Annotated in this window: 18 protein-coding genes and 2 tRNA genes; 16 read left to right on the top strand and 4 right to left on the bottom strand. The window is 66.8% G+C overall.

The features are described 5' to 3' along the window. Positions 1 to 333 precede the first annotated feature (333 nt). The 12 genes from dnaN (at position 334) to AB0F86_RS16865 (ending at position 13,255) form a co-directional block, all read left to right on the top strand. Entirely contained in the window at positions 334 to 1,509 is a 1,176-nt protein-coding gene (dnaN, locus tag AB0F86_RS16920) for a DNA polymerase III subunit beta (RefSeq protein ID WP_067495127.1), read from the top strand. 17 nt (positions 1,510 to 1,526) lie between these two features. Further along, complete coding sequence (gene recF, locus AB0F86_RS16915; RefSeq protein WP_356984755.1) at positions 1,527 to 2,711, top strand: DNA replication/repair protein RecF; 1,185 nt, start codon at positions 1,527 to 1,529, stop codon at positions 2,709 to 2,711. Between the two features lie 102 nt (positions 2,712 to 2,813). Continuing rightward, positions 2,814 to 3,380: a DUF721 family protein gene (locus AB0F86_RS16910; protein ID WP_067495133.1), complete on the top strand. Its 567-nt coding sequence runs from the start codon at positions 2,814 to 2,816 to the stop codon at positions 3,378 to 3,380. A 397-nt stretch (positions 3,381 to 3,777) separates the two neighbouring features. Beyond that, entirely contained in the window at positions 3,778 to 5,811 is a 2,034-nt protein-coding gene (gene gyrB, locus AB0F86_RS16905) for a DNA topoisomerase (ATP-hydrolyzing) subunit B (RefSeq protein ID WP_067495136.1), read from the top strand. A gap of 54 nt (positions 5,812 to 5,865) precedes the next feature. Beyond that, positions 5,866 to 8,376, top strand: coding sequence for a DNA gyrase subunit A (gene gyrA, locus AB0F86_RS16900; RefSeq protein ID WP_181698200.1), 2,511 nt, complete (start codon positions 5,866 to 5,868; stop codon positions 8,374 to 8,376). A gap of 39 nt (positions 8,377 to 8,415) precedes the next feature. Continuing rightward, entirely contained in the window at positions 8,416 to 9,438 is a 1,023-nt protein-coding gene (locus AB0F86_RS16895) for a DUF3566 domain-containing protein (RefSeq protein WP_181698199.1), read from the top strand. A gap of 137 nt (positions 9,439 to 9,575) precedes the next feature. Then, positions 9,576 to 9,649, top strand: a tRNA-Ile gene (locus tag AB0F86_RS16890). Between the two features lie 29 nt (positions 9,650 to 9,678). Then, positions 9,679 to 9,786, top strand: coding sequence for a DLW-39 family protein (locus AB0F86_RS16885; protein WP_210740150.1), 108 nt, complete (start codon positions 9,679 to 9,681; stop codon positions 9,784 to 9,786). A 31-nt stretch (positions 9,787 to 9,817) separates the two neighbouring features. After that, positions 9,818 to 9,890: transfer RNA gene (locus AB0F86_RS16880), tRNA-Ala, on the top strand. A 5-nt stretch (positions 9,891 to 9,895) separates the two neighbouring features. Next, the gene (locus AB0F86_RS16875; RefSeq protein WP_356984752.1) at positions 9,896 to 10,834 is read left to right on the top strand and encodes an acyl-CoA dehydrogenase family protein; all 939 of its coding nucleotides are present in this window, start codon (positions 9,896 to 9,898) and stop codon (positions 10,832 to 10,834) included. A 571-nt stretch (positions 10,835 to 11,405) separates the two neighbouring features. Continuing rightward, positions 11,406 to 12,401, top strand: a complete 996-nt coding sequence (locus AB0F86_RS16870; protein WP_181698197.1) for an ATP-binding cassette domain-containing protein — start codon at positions 11,406 to 11,408, stop codon at positions 12,399 to 12,401. Positions 12,402 to 12,460: 59 nt separating this feature from the next. Continuing rightward, complete coding sequence (locus tag AB0F86_RS16865) at positions 12,461 to 13,255, top strand: ABC transporter permease (RefSeq protein ID WP_356984796.1); 795 nt, start codon at positions 12,461 to 12,463, stop codon at positions 13,253 to 13,255. A 4-nt stretch (positions 13,256 to 13,259) separates the two neighbouring features. Here the strand turns inward: AB0F86_RS16865 and AB0F86_RS16860 are convergent, their stop codons facing one another. Beyond that, the gene (locus AB0F86_RS16860) at positions 13,260 to 13,436 is read right to left on the bottom strand and encodes a hypothetical protein (protein WP_166655808.1); all 177 of its coding nucleotides are present in this window, start codon (positions 13,434 to 13,436) and stop codon (positions 13,260 to 13,262) included. Positions 13,437 to 13,535: 99 nt separating this feature from the next. On the opposite strand from AB0F86_RS16860, the gene AB0F86_RS16855 reads away from it, so the two are divergent. Beyond that, the gene (locus AB0F86_RS16855; RefSeq protein WP_181698195.1) at positions 13,536 to 14,063 is read left to right on the top strand and encodes a peptidylprolyl isomerase; all 528 of its coding nucleotides are present in this window, start codon (positions 13,536 to 13,538) and stop codon (positions 14,061 to 14,063) included. Between the two features lie 95 nt (positions 14,064 to 14,158). On the opposite strand, the gene AB0F86_RS16850 is transcribed toward AB0F86_RS16855, so the two are convergent. Beyond that, positions 14,159 to 14,617 (bottom strand): PH domain-containing protein, encoded by a 459-nt coding sequence (locus tag AB0F86_RS16850; protein WP_181698194.1) that lies wholly within the window; start codon positions 14,615 to 14,617, stop codon positions 14,159 to 14,161. A gap of 76 nt (positions 14,618 to 14,693) precedes the next feature. After that, positions 14,694 to 14,957, bottom strand: a complete 264-nt coding sequence (crgA, locus tag AB0F86_RS16845) for a cell division protein CrgA (RefSeq protein ID WP_067495154.1) — start codon at positions 14,955 to 14,957, stop codon at positions 14,694 to 14,696. 95 nt (positions 14,958 to 15,052) lie between these two features. On the opposite strand from crgA, the gene AB0F86_RS16840 reads away from it, so the two are divergent. From AB0F86_RS16840 to AB0F86_RS16830, 3 genes are all read left to right on the top strand, one after another. Then, positions 15,053 to 15,715: an aminodeoxychorismate/anthranilate synthase component II gene (locus AB0F86_RS16840; protein WP_181698193.1), complete on the top strand. Its 663-nt coding sequence runs from the start codon at positions 15,053 to 15,055 to the stop codon at positions 15,713 to 15,715. After that, entirely contained in the window at positions 15,712 to 16,464 is a 753-nt protein-coding gene (locus AB0F86_RS16835) for a dihydrofolate reductase family protein (RefSeq protein WP_356984749.1), read from the top strand. The genes AB0F86_RS16840 and AB0F86_RS16835 overlap by 4 nt, the downstream gene beginning before the upstream one ends. A gap of 131 nt (positions 16,465 to 16,595) precedes the next feature. Continuing rightward, positions 16,596 to 17,054: a deaminase gene (locus AB0F86_RS16830; RefSeq protein WP_356984747.1), complete on the top strand. Its 459-nt coding sequence runs from the start codon at positions 16,596 to 16,598 to the stop codon at positions 17,052 to 17,054. 7 nt (positions 17,055 to 17,061) lie between these two features. Here the strand turns inward: AB0F86_RS16830 and AB0F86_RS16825 are convergent, their stop codons facing one another. After that, positions 17,062 to 17,481 (bottom strand): CBS domain-containing protein, encoded by a 420-nt coding sequence (locus tag AB0F86_RS16825; RefSeq protein WP_067495164.1) that lies wholly within the window; start codon positions 17,479 to 17,481, stop codon positions 17,062 to 17,064. Positions 17,482 to 17,519 lie beyond the last annotated feature (38 nt).

Below are 17,519 nucleotides of genomic sequence, written 5' to 3'. Positions count from 1 at the left end.
GCTGCGGAAATGGCGGAACTCCACAGATTCCACAGTGCCTACTACTACTTCAGTTCTCATTCATAGAGAGATCTCTTTAAAACAGGGTGTGTGGAAACTCGGTCGGGAGGGCTCGGCTCCGTCGGTGGTTCACTCACAGGCAGGCAAGGACAACAGGGACGGGATCAGGACGCGCGGAACTCCTAGAGGGTCGATGCGGAGATCGCGCGTTGTCCGGGTACCGTTTGGTTGTCGGCAGGTTGTGCGAGACTCAGTGCGCGGCCGACGCAGCACCTCAACTCCGCTGAACACACCCGCATACGGATTCGAAACTCGGAGAGGACAAATCGGGCGATGGAGCTTGCGAGCATGAAGTTTCGGGTCGCCCGAGAGGATTTCGCCGAGTCGGTGGCCTGGGTGGCCCGCAGCCTCCCGTCCCGGCCTCCCGTGCCGGTTCTCGGTGGTGTCCTGCTGGTGGCCGACGAGAACGGCCTGACGGTCTCCGGATTCGACTACGAGGTCTCCGCGCAGATGCGTGTCGCGGCCGAGGTCGCCGGTCCGGGGCAGGTCCTGGTCTCGGGCCGTCTGCTCGCCGACATCACCAAGGCACTGTCGAACAAGCCGGTGGACGTATCCGTCGACGGCACCCGTGTGCTCATCGCCTGCGGCAGCGCCAAGTTCTCCCTGCCGACCATGCCGGTCGAGGACTATCCCCAACTGCCCGAGGTGCCCCAGCAGACCGGTGAACTCACCGTCGACGTGTTCGCCGAGGCCGTCGGTCAGGTCGCCGTCGCCGCCGGCCGTGACGACACGCTGCCCATGCTCACCGGTATCCGGGTGGAGATCGAGGGCAACGACGTGGTGCTCGCCGCCACCGACCGCTTCCGCCTCGCCGTGCGCCACCTGCAGTGGCAGCCCACGCGCCCCGACATCGAGACCGCGGTGCTCATCCCCGCCCGCACGCTGTCCGAGGCTGCCAAGACGCTCGGCACCGCCTCCGCGCCCGTGCAGCTCTCGCTCGGCAACGGCAACGGCGCCGACGGTCTGCTCGGCATCGTCAACGCGGGCAGGCGAACCACCACCCGCCTGCTCGACGCGGAATTCCCCAAGTTCCGCCAGTTGCTCCCCAAGGAGCACACCTCCATCGCCACGCTGCCGGTGTCGGCGCTGTCGGAGGCGATCAAGCGTGTGGCGCTGGTGGCCGAGCGCGGCGCCCAGGTGCGCCTGGAGTTCTCCACAGACGGTGTACTGCTGTCGGCCGGTGGGGACGACGCGGGCCGCGCCGAGGAATGGCTCGAGGCCGATTTCCGTGGTGAGCCGCTGACCATCGCGTTCAACCCCGGATACCTCACCGAGGGTCTGTCGGCGCTGCACGCCGACCGGGTCACCTTCGGCTTCACCACGCCGAGCCGTCCCGCCGTGCTGCTGCCCGCCTCCGACGAGGAGCCCAAGGTGCTCGAGTCCGGTGCGTTCGCGGCGCTGGAGAGCCAGTACATCTACCTGTTGATGCCGGTCCGGCTGCCCGGCTGAGCGGGGCCGCACCGCACATGTTCATCCGTGCGCTGTCGGTTCGTGATTTCCGCTCGTGGGAACACGCCGAGCTGGAGTTGTCCCCAGGGCGCACCGTCCTGCTCGGGGCGAACGGCAACGGGAAGACCAATCTGCTCGAGGCGGTCGGCTATCTGGCGACGCTCGGCTCGCACCGGGTTTCCGCCGACGCGCCGCTGATCCGCATGGGCGCCACCCAGGCCGCGATCGGGGCGACCGTGGTGAACGCAGGCCGCGAGCTGCGGGTGGATGTGGAGCTCAAGCAGGGTGCCGCCAACCGAGCGCAGATCAACCGTTCGCCGGTGCGCCGGTCGCGTGAGATCCTCGGCATCCTGCAGACCGTGTTGTTCGCGCCGGAGGACCTCGCGCTGGTCCGTGGCGACCCGGGGGAGCGGCGCCGGTTCCTCGACGAGTTGTGCACAGCCCGCCTGCCCAGGCTGGCCGGTGTGCGCGCCGACTACGACAAGGTGTTGCGCCAACGGTCGGCGCTGCTGAAAACCGCTGGGCGCCAGGTGCGTTCGCGCTCGGACCTGAGCACGCTCGACGTGTGGGACGGGCACCTGGCCGAGCATGCGTCGGTGTTGCTCACCCAGCGGCTGCGCCTGGTGCACGACCTGTATCCCTATCTGGCAGAGGCATATCGGTCGATCGCGCCCGAATCACGCCCTGCCGCAATCGCTTACCGCTCCGGATACCTTCCGCCCGACCTGCTCGATCCCGCGCGGGCTCCCGAACCCGACGACGTGGACCAGGTGCGCGAGATCGTGCTGCGCGAACTGGCCGCCGCGCGCAGCCGTGAACTCGACCGCGGTGTGTGCCTGGTAGGCCCACATCGAGACGATCTCGAACTGCTGCTCGGCAGCGCGCCAGCGAAGGGGTTCGCCAGCCACGGCGAGTCGTGGTCGTTCGCGCTGGCGCTGCGGCTGGCCTCGTTCGAGCTGTTGCGCAACACCGGCGCGGAACCGGTGTTGCTGCTCGACGACGTGTTCGCCGAACTGGACCGGCGCCGCCGGGCCGCCCTCGCGGAGGTGGCGGCGGGTGCCGAACAGGTACTCATCACCGCCGCGGTCGCCGAGGACGTACCCGCCGAACTGGCCGCCGCGCCGCTGCGGGTGCAGACCGAGGGCGACGCGGACCGGCGAACCTCACGGATCGTGGCCGAAGATATGCACAGCCAGCCATAGTTATCAACAGGCCCTGTGGAAAACCGTGGACATGCTGGACATATGCCACATCGGTGCGCGACGGCTCTGTCGGGCACCCGGCGTAGACTCCCGAACCGACCGATGAGCCTCGAGACCGGAAGGTGGGACCGCGTGCAGGACGAGCCGGAAGCGGAACTGCGCGGGATCGATCTGGCCCGCCGCGCCCTCGAGGAAGCACGGGCCGCGGCCAAGGCCAGCGGCAAGTCGGTCGGGCAGGGTCGGGCGTCGCCGGTGCGCAAGCTGCGCGCGGGCGGACGCCGCCGCAGCGGCTGGTCCGGTGCGGGCCCCGACGCCCGCGATCCCCAGCTGTTGTCCGCGCTCGCGGGCTCCATCGCGAAGAATCGTGGCTGGTCAGGCAAGGTTGCCGAGGGAATGGTCTTCGGTCGCTGGCCGAGCGTGGTCGGTGAGGACATCGCCGCACACGCCACCCCGGTGACCCTCGAGAACGGCGTGCTCAAGATCGCCGCCGAGTCCACGGCCTGGGCCACCCAGCTGCGGATGTTGCAGAGCCAGATTCTCGCCAAGATCAACGCGGCGGTCGGGCAGGGCGTGGTCACCTCCCTGCGGATCACGGGTCCGGCGGCGCCGAGCTGGCGCAAGGGCGAACGCCACATCAAAGGCCGCGGCCCGCGCGACACCTACGGGTAGCCGGGCGGTCACCGGTGCGAGTTCCGTTGCGGCACCGCCGCTTCGATCCCCAGATTCGCAGCCTGTGGACAAAACCTGTGGATAACTTTCGAAAGGCGATGACCGCACTCGCGAGAACATGGGTAACTCACCGGGCACGGGCCAACGTGCCCACTTCCCGAAGCTTGCCGCGCCATCGCGTCTCCACGCTTCCGAATCTGGCCGAGATACGCGGGGAGGCGGGCCAGCTCGAGTTCTCGCATTCACGGCGACGTCAGGGGTGTCGTAGGTGCACTGTAAGTTGGCCTTACCAGTAGGATGGTGACGTAACCAGCGGCGAACCCTCGACGCGCGTGTTGTGCAGCCGCTTGCGAGCTGTCCGCGCCAGGGATCAGCAAGTAAGGAGAGCTACCGACAAGTGGCTGCCAACGACTCCAACGCATCGGGCAACAATTCGGGCTACGGTGCCTCGTCCATCACGGTCCTCGAAGGCCTCGAGGCGGTGCGCAAGCGCCCTGGCATGTACATCGGTTCCACCGGTGAACGCGGTCTGCACCACCTGATCTGGGAGGTTGTGGACAACTCGGTCGACGAGGCGATGGCGGGCCACGCGACCAGGGTCGACGTGACGCTGCTGGCCGACGGTGGTGTCGAGGTCGTCGACGACGGCCGAGGTATCCCCACCGCCATGCACGCGCAGGGCATTCCGACCGTCGAGGTCGTCATGACCCAGCTGCACGCCGGCGGCAAGTTCGACTCCGACGCCTACGCGGTGTCCGGTGGTCTGCACGGTGTCGGTATCTCCGTGGTGAACGCCCTGTCGAGCAAGCTGGAAGCCGAGATCGACAACGACGGCTACCACTGGACCCAGGTCTACAAGGATTCCAAGCCCGGCAAGCTGGTCCAGGGCGAGCCGACCGACCGCACCGGCACCACCATCCGGTTCTGGGCCGATCCGGAGATCTTCGAGACCACCACCTACAACTTCGAGACGGTCGCGCGCCGTCTGCAGGAGATGGCGTTCCTCAACAAGGGCCTGACCATCACCCTGACCGACGAGCGGGTGAGCGATTCCGAGGTCACCGACGAGGTGGTCAGCGAGACGGCCGAGGCGCCCAAGCACGCCGACGAGGTCGCCGCCCAGGCGGTCGAGCACAAGGTGAAGACCCGCACCTACCACTACCCGGGCGGTCTGGTGGATTTCGTCCGCCACATCAACCGCACCAAGTCGGCCATCCACAACTCGGTCGTCGGCTTCACCGGCAAGGGCACCGGCCACGAGCTCGAGGTCGCGATGCAGTGGAACTCGGGCTACTCCGAGTCGGTCCACACCTTCGCCAACACGATCAACACCCATGAGGGCGGTACCCACGAAGAGGGTTTCCGCGCGGCGCTCACCACGGTGGTCAACAAGTACGCCAAGGAGAAGAAGCTCCTCAAGGAGAAGGACGGCAACCTCACCGGCGACGACATCCGCGAGGGCCTGGCCGCCATCGTGAGCGTGAAGGTCGGCGAGCCGCAGTTCGAGGGCCAGACCAAGACCAAGCTCGGCAACACCGAGGTGAAGTCGTTCGTGCAGCGCGCCTGCAACGAGCACCTCACGCACTGGTTCGAGGCCAATCCGGCCGACGCGAAGACCATCGTGCAGAAGGCGGTGTCCTCGGCGCAGGCCCGGATGGCCGCCCGTAAGGCGCGTGAGCTGGTACGCCGCAAGTCGGCGACCGACCTGGGCGGGTTGCCCGGCAAGCTGGCCGACTGCCGCTCCAAGGATCCGGGCAAGTGCGAGATCTACATCGTCGAGGGTGACTCCGCCGGTGGCTCGGCCAAGTCCGGCCGCGACTCGATGTACCAGGCGATTCTTCCGCTGCGCGGCAAGATCATCAACGTCGAGAAGGCCCGCATCGACCGCGTCCTCAAGAACAACGAGGTCCAGTCGATCATCACCGCGTTCGGCACCGGTATCCACGACGAGTTCGATATCGCCAAGCTGCGCTACAACAAGATCATCCTGATGGCCGACGCCGACGTCGACGGTCAGCACATCGCCACGCTGCTGCTCACGCTGCTGTTCCGCTTCATGCGTCCGCTGGTGGAGCAGGGCCACGTGTTCCTGGCCCAGCCGCCGCTGTACAAGCTCAAGTGGATGCGTTCGGAGCCGGAGTTCGCCTACTCCGACCGCGAGCGCGACGCGCTGGTGGAGGCCGGTCTGGCCGCGGGCAAGAAGATCAACAAGGACGACGGCATCCAGCGCTACAAGGGTCTGGGTGAGATGAACGCCAAGGAGCTGTGGGAAACCACCATGGATCCGTCGGTGCGGGTGCTTCGTCAGGTGACGCTCGATGACGCCGCCGCGGCCGACGAGCTGTTCTCCGTGCTGATGGGCGAGGACGTGGAAGCACGTCGCAGCTTCATCACCCGTAACGCCAAGGACGTTCGCTTCCTCGATGTGTGAACGGTGCTGCGCCACCGCGCGCCCGCGAACACATCAGCCCTCTAAGGAGATTCGATGACTGAGACCACGCTGCCACCGTCCGGCGGTGCGGGCGACCGGATCGAACCGGTCGACATCCAGAACGAAATGCAGAGCAGCTACATCGATTACGCGATGAGCGTGATCGTGGGCCGCGCGCTGCCCGATGTGCGCGACGGCCTCAAGCCGGTGCACCGGCGCGTGCTCTACGCCATGTATGACAACGGCTACCGCCCCGATCGCGGTTACGTGAAGTCGGCGCGTCCGGTCGCCGAGACCATGGGTAACTACCACCCGCACGGCGACTCGTCGATCTACGACACCCTCGTGCGCATGGCCCAGCCGTGGTCGCTGCGGTACCCGCTGGTCGACGGCCAGGGCAACTTCGGTTCCCGAGGCAACGACGGCGCGGCCGCCATGCGTTACACCGAGTGCCGTCTCACCCCGCTGGCGATGGAGATGCTGCGCGATATCGACAGCGAGACCGTCGATTTCGTGCCCAATTACGACGGTCGCTCGATGGAGCCGACCGTGCTGCCCGCGCGCGTGCCCGCGCTGTTGATGAACGGCAGCAACGGTATCGCCGTGGGTATGGCGACCAACATCCCGCCGCACAACCTGAACGAGCTGGCCGAGGCCATCTACTGGTCGCTGGAGAACTACGACGCCGACGAGGAATCCACCCTCGCCGCGTGCATGGAACGCGTCAAGGGCCCCGACTTCCCGACCCACGGCCTGATCGTCGGCAGCCAGGGCATCCACGACGCCTACACCACCGGTCGCGGTTCCATCCGCATGCGCGGTGTGGTCGAGATCGAGGAAGACGCGCGTGGCCGCACCACGATCGTCATCACCGAGCTGCCGTACCAGGTGAACACCGACAACTTCGTCAACTCGATCGCCGAGCAGGTCAAGGACGGCAAGATCGCGGGTATCTCCGATATCCACGACGAGTCCTCCGACCGTGTCGGCATGCGCATCGTGGTGACGGTCAAGCGCGACGCCGTGGCCAAGGTGGTGCTGAACAACCTCTACAAGCACACCCAGCTGCAGACCAGCTTCGGCGCGAACATGCTCTCGATCGTCGACGGTGTGCCGCGCACGCTCCGCCTGGATCAGATGATCCGGCACTACGTGAACCACCAGCTCGAGGTCATCGTCCGGCGCACCCGCTACCTGCTGCGCAAGGCCGAGGAGCGGGCCCACATCCTGCGCGGCCTGGTGAAGGCGCTCGACCTGCTCGACGAGGTCATCGCCCTGATCCGCCGCTCGGCCAACACCGACACCGCGCGTACCGGCCTGATGCAGCTACTCGACATCGACGAGATCCAGTCGACCGCCATCCTCGATATGCAGCTGCGTCGCCTCTCGGCACTGGAGCGGCAGAAGATCGTCGACGATCTGGCCAAGATCGAACTCGAGATCGCCGACTACAAAGACATTCTGGAGCGGCCGGAGCGCCAGCGCGCGCTCGTGCGCGACGAGCTGGCCGAGATCGTCGAGAAGTACGGCGACGACCGGCGGACCCGGATCATCGCCGCCGACGGCGACGTGGCCGACGAGGACCTGATCGCCCGCGAGGACGTGGTCGTCACGATCACCGAGACCGGTTACGCCAAGCGGACCAAGACCGACCTGTACCGCTCGCAGAAGCGCGGCGGCAAGGGTGTGATGGGTGCCGGCCTCAAGCAGGACGACATCGTCAAGCACTTCTTCATCTCCTCCACCCACGACTGGCTGCTGTTCTTCACGAACAAGGGCCGGGTGTACCGGGCCAAGGCCTACGAGCTGCCCGAGGCCAACCGCACCGCGCGTGGCCAGCACGTGGCCAACCTGCTGGCGTTCCAGCCGGACGAGAAGATCGCCCAGATCATCCAGCTCAAGACCTACGAGGACGCCCCGTACCTGGTGCTGGCGACCCGCGCGGGCCTGGTGAAGAAGTCCAAGCTCACCGATTTCGACTCCAACCGTTCCGGCGGCATCGTCGCGGTGAACCTGCGCGACGACGACGAGCTGGTCGGCGCGGTGCTGTGCTCCTCCGACGACGACCTGCTGCTGGTGTCGGCGCACGGCCAGTCGATCCGCTTCTCCGCGACAGACGAGGCGTTGCGCCCGATGGGCCGCGCCACCAGCGGCGTACAGGGCATGCGGTTCAACACCGACGACGAATTGCTCTCGCTCAATGTGGTCCGCCCGGACACCTATTTGTTGGTCGCGACCGCCGGTGGGTATGCCAAGCGTACGGCGATCGAGGAGTACACCGCGCAGGGTCGCGGCGGAAAAGGCGTATTGACAATCCAATACGATCCGAAGCGTGGCAGCCTGGTGGGTGCGCTCATCGTCGACGACGAGGACGAGTTGTACGCGATCACTTCCAGTGGTGGCGTCATCCGCACCGCGGCCAAGCAGGTCCGCAAAGCCGGACGCCAGACCAAGGGCGTGCGATTGATGAACCTCGCGGATGGCGATACCTTGCTAGCGATCGCGCGCAACGCCGACGAGCCCGATCCCGATCAGCTCATCGGCGACGCGGCCTCGGAGCAATAACCCAACCAGCGGCGGCAACGAACGGATCTGAGGATTCCATTGACCACACCGAATCAGTCGAACGACGATCGGAACCAGACCAACGGCGTCACCGAGCGGGTCGCCTCGTCTCCGATCCAGCCGCGGCCGATCCCACGTCAGGGTGCGGCCGAAGGCGCCAAGGCACCGGAATCCGGTGGCGCCGGGGACGAATCGTTCGACCAGGCCACCGTGCGGATGGGTACCGAGCCGAACGGGCCTGCCAACGGCTCGGGCAACGGCAAGGGTAAATCGCCCTACCAGGACGGCTGGGCGCAGTTGCCGCAGCGGGAACCGCAGTCCAACCTGTACCGCCCGGGTGAGGCGCCGAGCCAGGGCCGCCCGTCCTCGGGTGGTCAGGGTGGCGGTGGCCTCAAGGGCAGCGGTCCGTCCAACGCGCGCACCACCGCCGATCTGGCGGCCAAGGCGGCGCGCAAGGAAGCCGCGATGGTGAAGTCCGTCGGTATCGACGGGCCGACCCGAAGCATCGCGCGTCCCGAGCTGGTCAAGGACATGCCCGATCTATCGGATGTGCGTCATCCGGGGTCGGATCTGCCGATGGCCAACACCGGGCTGCCGATGGCTCCCCAGCAGCCGCCGAGCGGACCGTCGGCGCGGGCCGCGGCCGCCTCGGGCCCGGTGTCACCCGCCGTTCCGGTGGCCATCGCGGCCGCCGCGTCGGGTGAGCCGCTGCGCGCGACGGTGCAGATCCGTCGCATCGACCCGTGGTCGACGCTGAAGATCACCCTGGTCATCAGTGTCGCGCTGTTCTTCGTGTGGATGGTCGCTGTCGGCCTGCTCTACATCGTGCTCGCGGGCATGGGTGTGTGGGACAACCTGGACAACTCGCTGGGCGAGATGTTCAACCAGGAGGGCAGCTCGGGCGGCCTGATCGACGCGGGCACGATCTTCGGGTACGCGGGCGTCATCGGGCTCATCAACGTGGTGCTGTTCACCGCGCTGGCGACGGTCGGTGTGTTCATCTACAACCAGTGCTGCGATCTGGTCGGTGGCATCCAGGTGACCCTGGCCGATCCGGACTAGGAACACGCGTTTTCCGGCACGGCCGGTCGGACCAGGAAACTGGCTCTGACCGGCCGTTTTGGTTATCGGCGGGCGGGTAAGGTAACCTCGTGTCTCGTTGCGGTTCACTGCTCCGGCAGGGGATCGGAATCGAGTTCGGGCCTATAGCTCAGGCGGTTAGAGCGCTTCGCTGATAACGAAGAGGTCGGAGGTTCAAGTCCTCCTAGGCCCACTCCCGAACATCACAGTAGGGTGGGAATCATGAAGATTGTCCTCACGGTCGGTGTTGTGATCGCGGTTCTCATCGGTATCACCAAATTCCGCAAGCGCGACGAAGCCGATCTCTGGCGTGAGGTCACCACCCGCTGATTCGGGTTGCCAGCCGGTACACCACCGGTAAGGGGCCTTAGCTCAATTGGCAGAGCACTGCCTTTGCAAGGCAGGGGTTAGGGGTTCGATTCCCCTAGGCTCCACTTCTGTGAATTCCTCGGTTTTCTATTTCCTGCTCACCGCCGCCCCCGGCGCCGCCGATTCGGCGGATTTCGCGGCGGATTGGGCACATCACCGCGCTCGCTGCGCGGATCTCACCAATTCTGTCGACCGCGCCGCTGTCGCCGGATTCGACAGTGTCGCATTGGGTTCGGCGTTCCTCGGTGGGTACCAGGAAGCGCTGCACGCGCTGGTGCCCACGCTCGCCCCCGACGAGTTGAGTTCGATGTGCGCGACCGAGGCCACCGGAGCACGACCCTCGGCCATGACGACGACCGTCACCGGCGACGGGATGGTGACCGGCACCAAATCGTTCGCCACCCTCGGTACCTTCGCCACCCGGTTCCTCGTGATCGCCCGTGCGGGTACACATTCCGACGGCAAGCCGGACCTGCGTGCCGTGCTCGTCGCGGCCGGACCGCGGGCGGAGGTGACCCCGCTGCCGCCGTTGCCGTTCGCGCCGGAGATCCCGCACGCCACCGTCGGTTTCGCGGACGCGCCGGGAGAAACCCTGCCCGGTGACGGGTACGCCGATTACCTGAAGCCGTTCCGCACCGTCGAAGACCTGCATGTGCTCGCCGCTGTGCTCGGTCAGCTCGTGCGGGTAGCCCGGCAAGCGCAATGGCCCGCCGACGCGCTCACGGCCCTGCTGGCGCTGTTTGCGGCCGTGCGTGGCCTCAGCACCGAGCCCGCCACATCGGCGGGCGTGCATATCGCGCTCGCCGGCGTCTTCGATCGCTGCGCCGCGCTGCTCGCCGAACTCGAGCCGCACTGGGACCGGGTGGATCAGGAGATCCGGCAGCGCTGGGAGCGGGACGCGCCGCTGCTCGGGGTCGCCGGGAAGGTCCGTGCGGCCCGGCTGGCTACCGCCTGGCGCACAGTGGCCGAACAGGGGGCCGAAGCGCCCGCCGGCCACGAGGATCACTAGCTGTTCTCGTGGCCGCGTCGCGTGGCCTGAACCCGGCTGCCGGGCGATGGAACTGCACCTTGCCGGAAAATGGGGAGCGGGCCTCGGCGAAGGGGGGGAGTTAGCCGAGGCCCGCGTAGGGTCGGCCCGGGGGGGAGGGGCCGACGTGAACGATCCTACGCGATCCGCGCGGAAATCGTGTACGCGCAACGGATCAGTTTCCGAGAATTTTTCGTGTCGCGGCCCGTCATGGGGCCGTCGACCGCAGCCGCAGCGCGGTCGCCGCAGGGTTGTGAGACATCACAAACCTCTTACGAACACCCGAAGTCGCTGGTACGCAAGGTTTTACGCCTCGCGCGCGCGGAACATGTTCTCGTCGGCGGCGATGTGCGGCCACCCCGATTCCGGGCCGGTCCGTCGCCGCATCGCCCAAAAATCAGTCCGATTCGCCGCGTGTCGCATGCAATCGGCATGTCGAACAAATTTGTACATCTGACATCAGGAACCACCCGAAGTGAGGATGCGACTTGTCGGTGGGTGGGGCAATACTGAGGCCACCAAGGGTTCGCGAACTACGACATCCAGGAGAATCATGCCCGACGCAATCGTCGCCGAGGGGCTGGTCAAACGGTACGGACAGCTCACCGCACTGGACGGGCTGGATCTCTCCGTCCCCGAAGGCACCGTCACCGCACTTCTCGGCCCGAACGGCGCGGGAAAGACCACGACTGTCCGTGTACTCACCACTCTGCTCGTTCCCGACGAAGGCCGCGCCACCGTCGCCGGGGTCGATGTCATCAACAATCCGCAGGCGCTGCGCTCGCGCATCGGCGCGTCGGGCCAGTACGCCGCCGTCGACGAGTATCTGACCGGCTTCGAGAACCTCGAAATGGTCGGCAGGCTCTATCACCTCGGCACGCAGCGCAGTAAGGAACGGGCCCGCGAGCTGCTCGAACGCTTCCGGCTCACCGACGCCGCCGACCGCCCGGTGAAGGGCTACTCCGGCGGCATGCGCAGACGCCTCGACCTCGCGGGCGCGCTGGTCGCCAACCCGCCGGTGCTGTTCCTCGACGAGCCGACCACCGGCCTCGACCCACGCGCCCGCCTGGATCTGTGGGATGTGATCGAGGAACTCGTCTCCGGCGGCACCACCCTGCTGCTCACCACCCAGTACATGGAGGAGGCCGACCGCCTGGCCGACTCCATCGCGGTGATCGACCGCGGCACCGTCATCGCCCGCGGCACCGCCGACGAACTCAAGGCGCTCGTCGGCGGCGACCGCATCGAACTCACCGTCGCCACCGTCGACCAGCTCACCGACGCCAAACAGGTGCTCAGCGGCCTGGCCGACGGCGAAATCCACATCGAACCGGGTCTGCGCAAGATCACCGTGCCCGTGGCCGACGGTTCCCAGGACCTGGTCACCGCCATCGGCAGGCTCACCGAGCACAAGGTCGAGATCAACGACGTCGCGCTGCGCAGGCCGTCGCTCGACGACGTATTCCTCTCCCTCACCGGGCACGAGGCCGAAGAACTCGTGGCGGGGGATGCCGAGAAGGCGGACGCCAAGGAAGGACAGAGCCGATGAGCGTCTCGATCGACAAGACACCACCGGTGACCGGGCCGAGCCTGGAAGAGCGGCTGGCGATGGTGGTCAGCGACAGCCTCACGATCGCCAAGCGCAATGTCATCAAGATCAAGCGCGTGCCCGACGTGCTGATCTTCACGACCATGTCGCCGATCATGTTCGTGCTGATGTTCGCCTACGTATTCGGCTCGGCCATCAAGGTGCCGGGGCTGGAAGGCGGCTACCGCGAATTCCTGATCGCGGGCATCTTCGTCCAGACCGTGGTGTTCGGTGCCTCGTTCACCGGCGCGGGCCTGGCCGAAGACATGCAGAAGGGCATCATCGATCGGTTCCGGTCGCTGCCGATGGCGCCCTCGGCGGTGCTGTTCGGGCGCACGATCAGCGATGTGGTGATCAACCTGGTCAGCCTCGTCGTCATGTCGCTGACCGGGTTGATCGTCGGCTGGCGTATTCGTGGGTCGTTCCTCGACGCGGTGCTCGCGTACCTGCTGATGCTGCTGTTCGCCTACGCGCTGTCGTGGATGATGGCCGTGGTCGGGTTGCTCGTGCGGGCGCCTGAGGTGTTCAACAACGCCAGCTTCATGGTGATCTTCCCGCTGACGTTCCTGTCCAACGCCTTCGTCCCGATCAACGACCTGCCCGGCCCGCTGCGCGTGTTCGCCGAGTGGAATCCGATGTCGGCGGTCACCGAGTCGGTGCGTCAGCTGTTCGGTAACACCAGCCCGCTGGCCCCCACCTCGGAGGCCTGGTCGATGCAGCATCCGGTGGCCACGTCGCTGATCTGGATCGGGCTGATCCTGCTGATCTTCGTGCCGCTGGCTCAGGTGCAGTACAAGAAGTCCGTGAGCCGCTGAGGGTTCAGCTCGCGCCGGTCTCCGCGACGGGGGCCGGCGCGGAGCCGTTGCGGGAGTAGCCGAGACGCGGCGGTTCGGCGGCGGGTTCGGGCAGCTGGGGGCGCTTGCTGCGGGCGATCCAGGCCAGCGCGCCCGCACCGGCGATCGCGAGGGAGGCGATGAGCGGGTTACGAAGCTTCATGCGACCACTGTGGCATAGAACGGCGCCGACGGCACAAACACGAAAACCACGCTCCACCAGGTGCCCGGCGACGCGGTGAGCGCGTGGCACCATTGCTGCGTGACCTCACCCCATCAGACGGCCGTGGCGACGCTGCACACCAACCACGGCGAGATCAAGATCGCGCTTTTCGGTAACCACGCGCCCAAGACGGTGCGCAATTTCGTCGGCCTCGCCGACGGCAGCGCCTCGTACACCACCCCGAACGCGGGTGGCACGGAAGCTGGCCCGTTCTACGACGGCGCCGTCTTCCACCGGGTGATGCGGGGATTCATGATCCAGGGCGGCGACCCGACCGGTACCGGCCGCGGCGGCCCGGGCTACGAATTCGGCGACGAGTTCCATCCCGAGCTGCGTTTCGATCGTGGATACCTGCTGGCCATGGCCAATGCGGGCCCGGGTACCAACGGATCGCAGTTCTTCATCACCGTGGGACCGCAGCCCCACCTGAACCGCAAGCACACGATTTTCGGCGAGGTGGTCGATCCGGATTCACGCAAGGTGGTCGACGCGATCGCGGCGGTGGAGACCGACCGCAACGATCGCCCGACCGAACCGGTCGTCATCTCCTCGGTCACTGTGACATAGCGGCCGGCGCCGCGGTTCTCGGCGCCGACTCAGAGAGCAGAACTCCCCGTCGCGATCGTCGCGGCGGGGAGTTCTTTGCTTCACGTGAAACAACGTCAGTCGGTGGCGACCTTCGCGAAGCCGTTGACGACGAGCGCGTCGAAGACGTCGGCTGGGTTGGTGCCCAGATCCCAGCGGCCGAAGATCAGCAGGCGCTCGGTGTCGTTGTGGCGGACGTCGACCTCGAGCATGGTGTTCTTGCGGCCGATGCGCCGGTAGGAGGTCACACGGATCCGGTCGATGTGGTCGAGGGGGTATTCGTCGCGCCCGGTGAGAGTGCCGACGATTAGGCGCGGCGGGGAACCGGGAACCATGGTGAGCCGAGGGCGCTGACGCAGGGCGAGCACGGCCATGGCCAGCACCGCGACAGCGGCGACGCCGAGGAAGAGCCGCGAGGGACCATCCTGGGCAAGCACGGCCGCAACGGTCAGCAAGAGGCCACCGCCGGTGACCGCGATCAGGGCGGCGGTCGGCGTGGTCCAGGACTTGCTGTCGGCGGGTCGACCTGCGTTCACGCGGCTTGTTCCCCCATTGATCCTCGAGTTGTCCACAGCTTCATCCACAGGTGTGCATGAATGACACCGGTGTAGTTCAGCGCCACCGCATGGTCATGATGAGCCCGATGACCATCAGGCCGAAACCGATCAGGAAGTTCCAGGCGTTCAGGTCGTTCATCCAGCTGATCTTCTCGGCAGCCAGGTAGTACACGAGCAGCCAGAGCAGGCCGGCCAGCATGAACCCGAGCATGATCGCGACGTACCAGACAGGCGACGGACCCGCTTTGACCTTCACCGGGGTACGGCTGGCAGGGCTCGGGGTGTAATCGGCCTTCTTACGGACCTTGGACTTGGGCATGACGTCCTCGTATTCTCCGGTACTGGTCGTCTCCTAGGCTATCCCACCAGGTAATGGATGCGACGACCTACCGGCCGGGCACGTACCCTCGTTGCATGCGTGTTCTGGTCGTCGACAACTACGACAGCTTCGTGTTCAACCTGGTGCAATACCTCGGCCAGCTGGGTGCCGACGCCGTCGTGTGGCGTAACGACGATCCGCGCCTGGCCGACCTCGACACCCTGCTCACCCGCGGCGACGAGGGCGGCGCGTTCGACGGTGTCCTGGTGAGCCCCGGGCCGGGCAGCCCCGACCGGGCCGGTGCCAGTATTCGGCTGGTGCACGCCGCGGCCAAGTACGAGAAGCCGTTGCTCGGGGTGTGTCTGGGACATCAGGCCATCGGCGAGGCGTTCGGCGGGACCGTCGACCGGGCGCCCGAACTGCTGCACGGCAAGACCAGTTCGGTGTACCACCTCGGCTCGGGCGTGTTGGCCGGTCTGCCCGACCCCTTCACCGCCACCCGCTACCACTCGCTCACCGTGCTCCCGGAGACCATGCCCGCGGAGCTGGAAGTGGTCGGCCACACCGAGAGCGGCATCGTGATGGCCATGCGACACCGCAGCCTGCCGATCCACGGCGTGCAGTTCCACCCGGAGTCGGTACTCACCCAGGGCGGGCACCGGATGCTGGCCAACTGGCTCGAGGTCTGTGGCGAACGCCCGGCCGAGGCGCTGGTGTCGGCGCTCGAGGCGGAGGTCGCCGCGCTGGTGACCCCGTGAGCGAGGTGCCCGCGGCATCCGGCGGTGGCGACGGGAGCGCCGCCCCGCCGAGACGCCCGCGAGTGCTGTTGTCTGTGGCGACGAGTCTCGACGGCTACATCGATGACGCGAGCGCGCAGCGGCTCCTGCTGTCCAACAGCGCTGACTTCGACGAGGTCGATCGTTTGCGCGCCGAGTCCGACGCGATCCTGATCGGTGCGGGCACTTTACGGATCGACAATCCACGGCTGCTGGTCAACAGCGCCGAGCGGCGGGCGACTCGCGTCGCGTCGGGGCGACCGGAGTATCCCGTGAAGATCACCGTCACCGCATCGGGCGAGCTGGATCCGGCGCTGCGCTTCTGGCACACCGGTGGCGCGAAGATCGTCTACACCACCACGGCGGGCGCGGTCCGGCTCGGTGATCGACTCGCCGACACGGCCGAGGTCGTGTGCCTGGGTGACCGGCTCGACCTGGCCGCCCTGCTCGACGACCTCGCCGCACGCGGTATCCACAGGCTGATGGTCGAAGGCGGCACCGGGATGCACACAGGTTTCCTCGCAGCCGACCTGGTCGACGAGATCCGCTTGGCGGTCGCCCCGATCCTGGTCGGTGACGCGGCCGCGCCCCGCTTCGTCGGCCCGGCCCTCTTCCCTGGTGGACCGCAGCGTCGACTCCACTTGACGGGTGTGGAACAACTTGGGGATGTCGCTGTTGTGAACTATCTGGTCGGCGCGCCGACAGACCCAATCCACCCACCGGCCCTGTGACTGAATTCCCGGTGCCGACCTGGGGAAATACCGCTGTTCACAGTTCATCCACCGGTGTACTGCACAACCTGAACATGACCGACTCCACAACTGCAACAGGCTGTGGATAACTTTCGAACCCAGGGGAAATCGTGCACACAGACAGCCTCGATCACCGTTTCATGCACAGGGCCATCGAGCTGGCCCGGCAGTGTCCGCCCAGTTCGACGGCCTACTCGGTGGGCGCGGTCATCGTCGTCGACGGTGTGGAGATCTCCACCGGCTACTCACGCGAGACCGACGAAAAGGTGCACGCCGAGGAATCGGCGCTGAACAAACTCGACGCCGATGACCCCAGGCTGGCCCGCGCGACGATCTACAGCACGCTTGAGCCCTGCTCGACGCGCGCCACCGCGACCCGGCGGCCCTGCACCGACCGCATCCTCGCGGCGGGTATCCCCAGGGTGGTCATCGCCTGGCGCGAACCGAGCCTGTTCGTCGCGGCCTGCGAGGGTGTGGACAAACTCCGCACCAACGGTGTGGAGGTCGTCGAACTCACCGACCTGGCCGAGGCGGCCAGGTCGATGAACGAGCACCTCGACCTGAACTGATGGTGAGTCAGGGCCGCCCGTAGATGGCGGTGACGAACTCGCCGAGTTGATTGTCGTCCAGGTGGCGAGCCAGATCGGCCTCGCTGATCATGCCGACCAGCCGCTTGTTCTCGATCACCGGCATCCGCTTCACCCGATGGTCTTCCATCTGATCGAGCACGTCTTCCACATCGGCGTCCGCGCTGATCCAGCGCGGTGTGGCCTCGCACAGTTCGGCCGCGGTCGTCAGTTCCGGCGACAGGCCGCGCGCGATGCACTTCACGACGATGTCGCGGTCGGTGATGATGCCGCACATGCGTTCGTTGTCGTCGGCGACGACGAGCGAGCCGACACCGAGATCGGCCATCGCAGCCGCGGCCGTGGCCACGGTGTCGTCGCGGGTGATCCACTGAGCGCCGGGCTTCATGATGTCCCTGGCCGTGGTCATGGGCTACCTCCTCGTTCAGCAGTGCTGGGTGGGATGGA

It is taken from the genome of Nocardia sp. NPDC023733 (assembly GCF_040639775.1).
Classification (GTDB): domain Bacteria; phylum Actinomycetota; class Actinomycetes; order Mycobacteriales; family Mycobacteriaceae; genus Nocardia; species Nocardia rosealba.
Note: the sequence above shows the minus strand (reverse complement) of the source record. Positions and strands in the feature narration are given on the sequence as shown.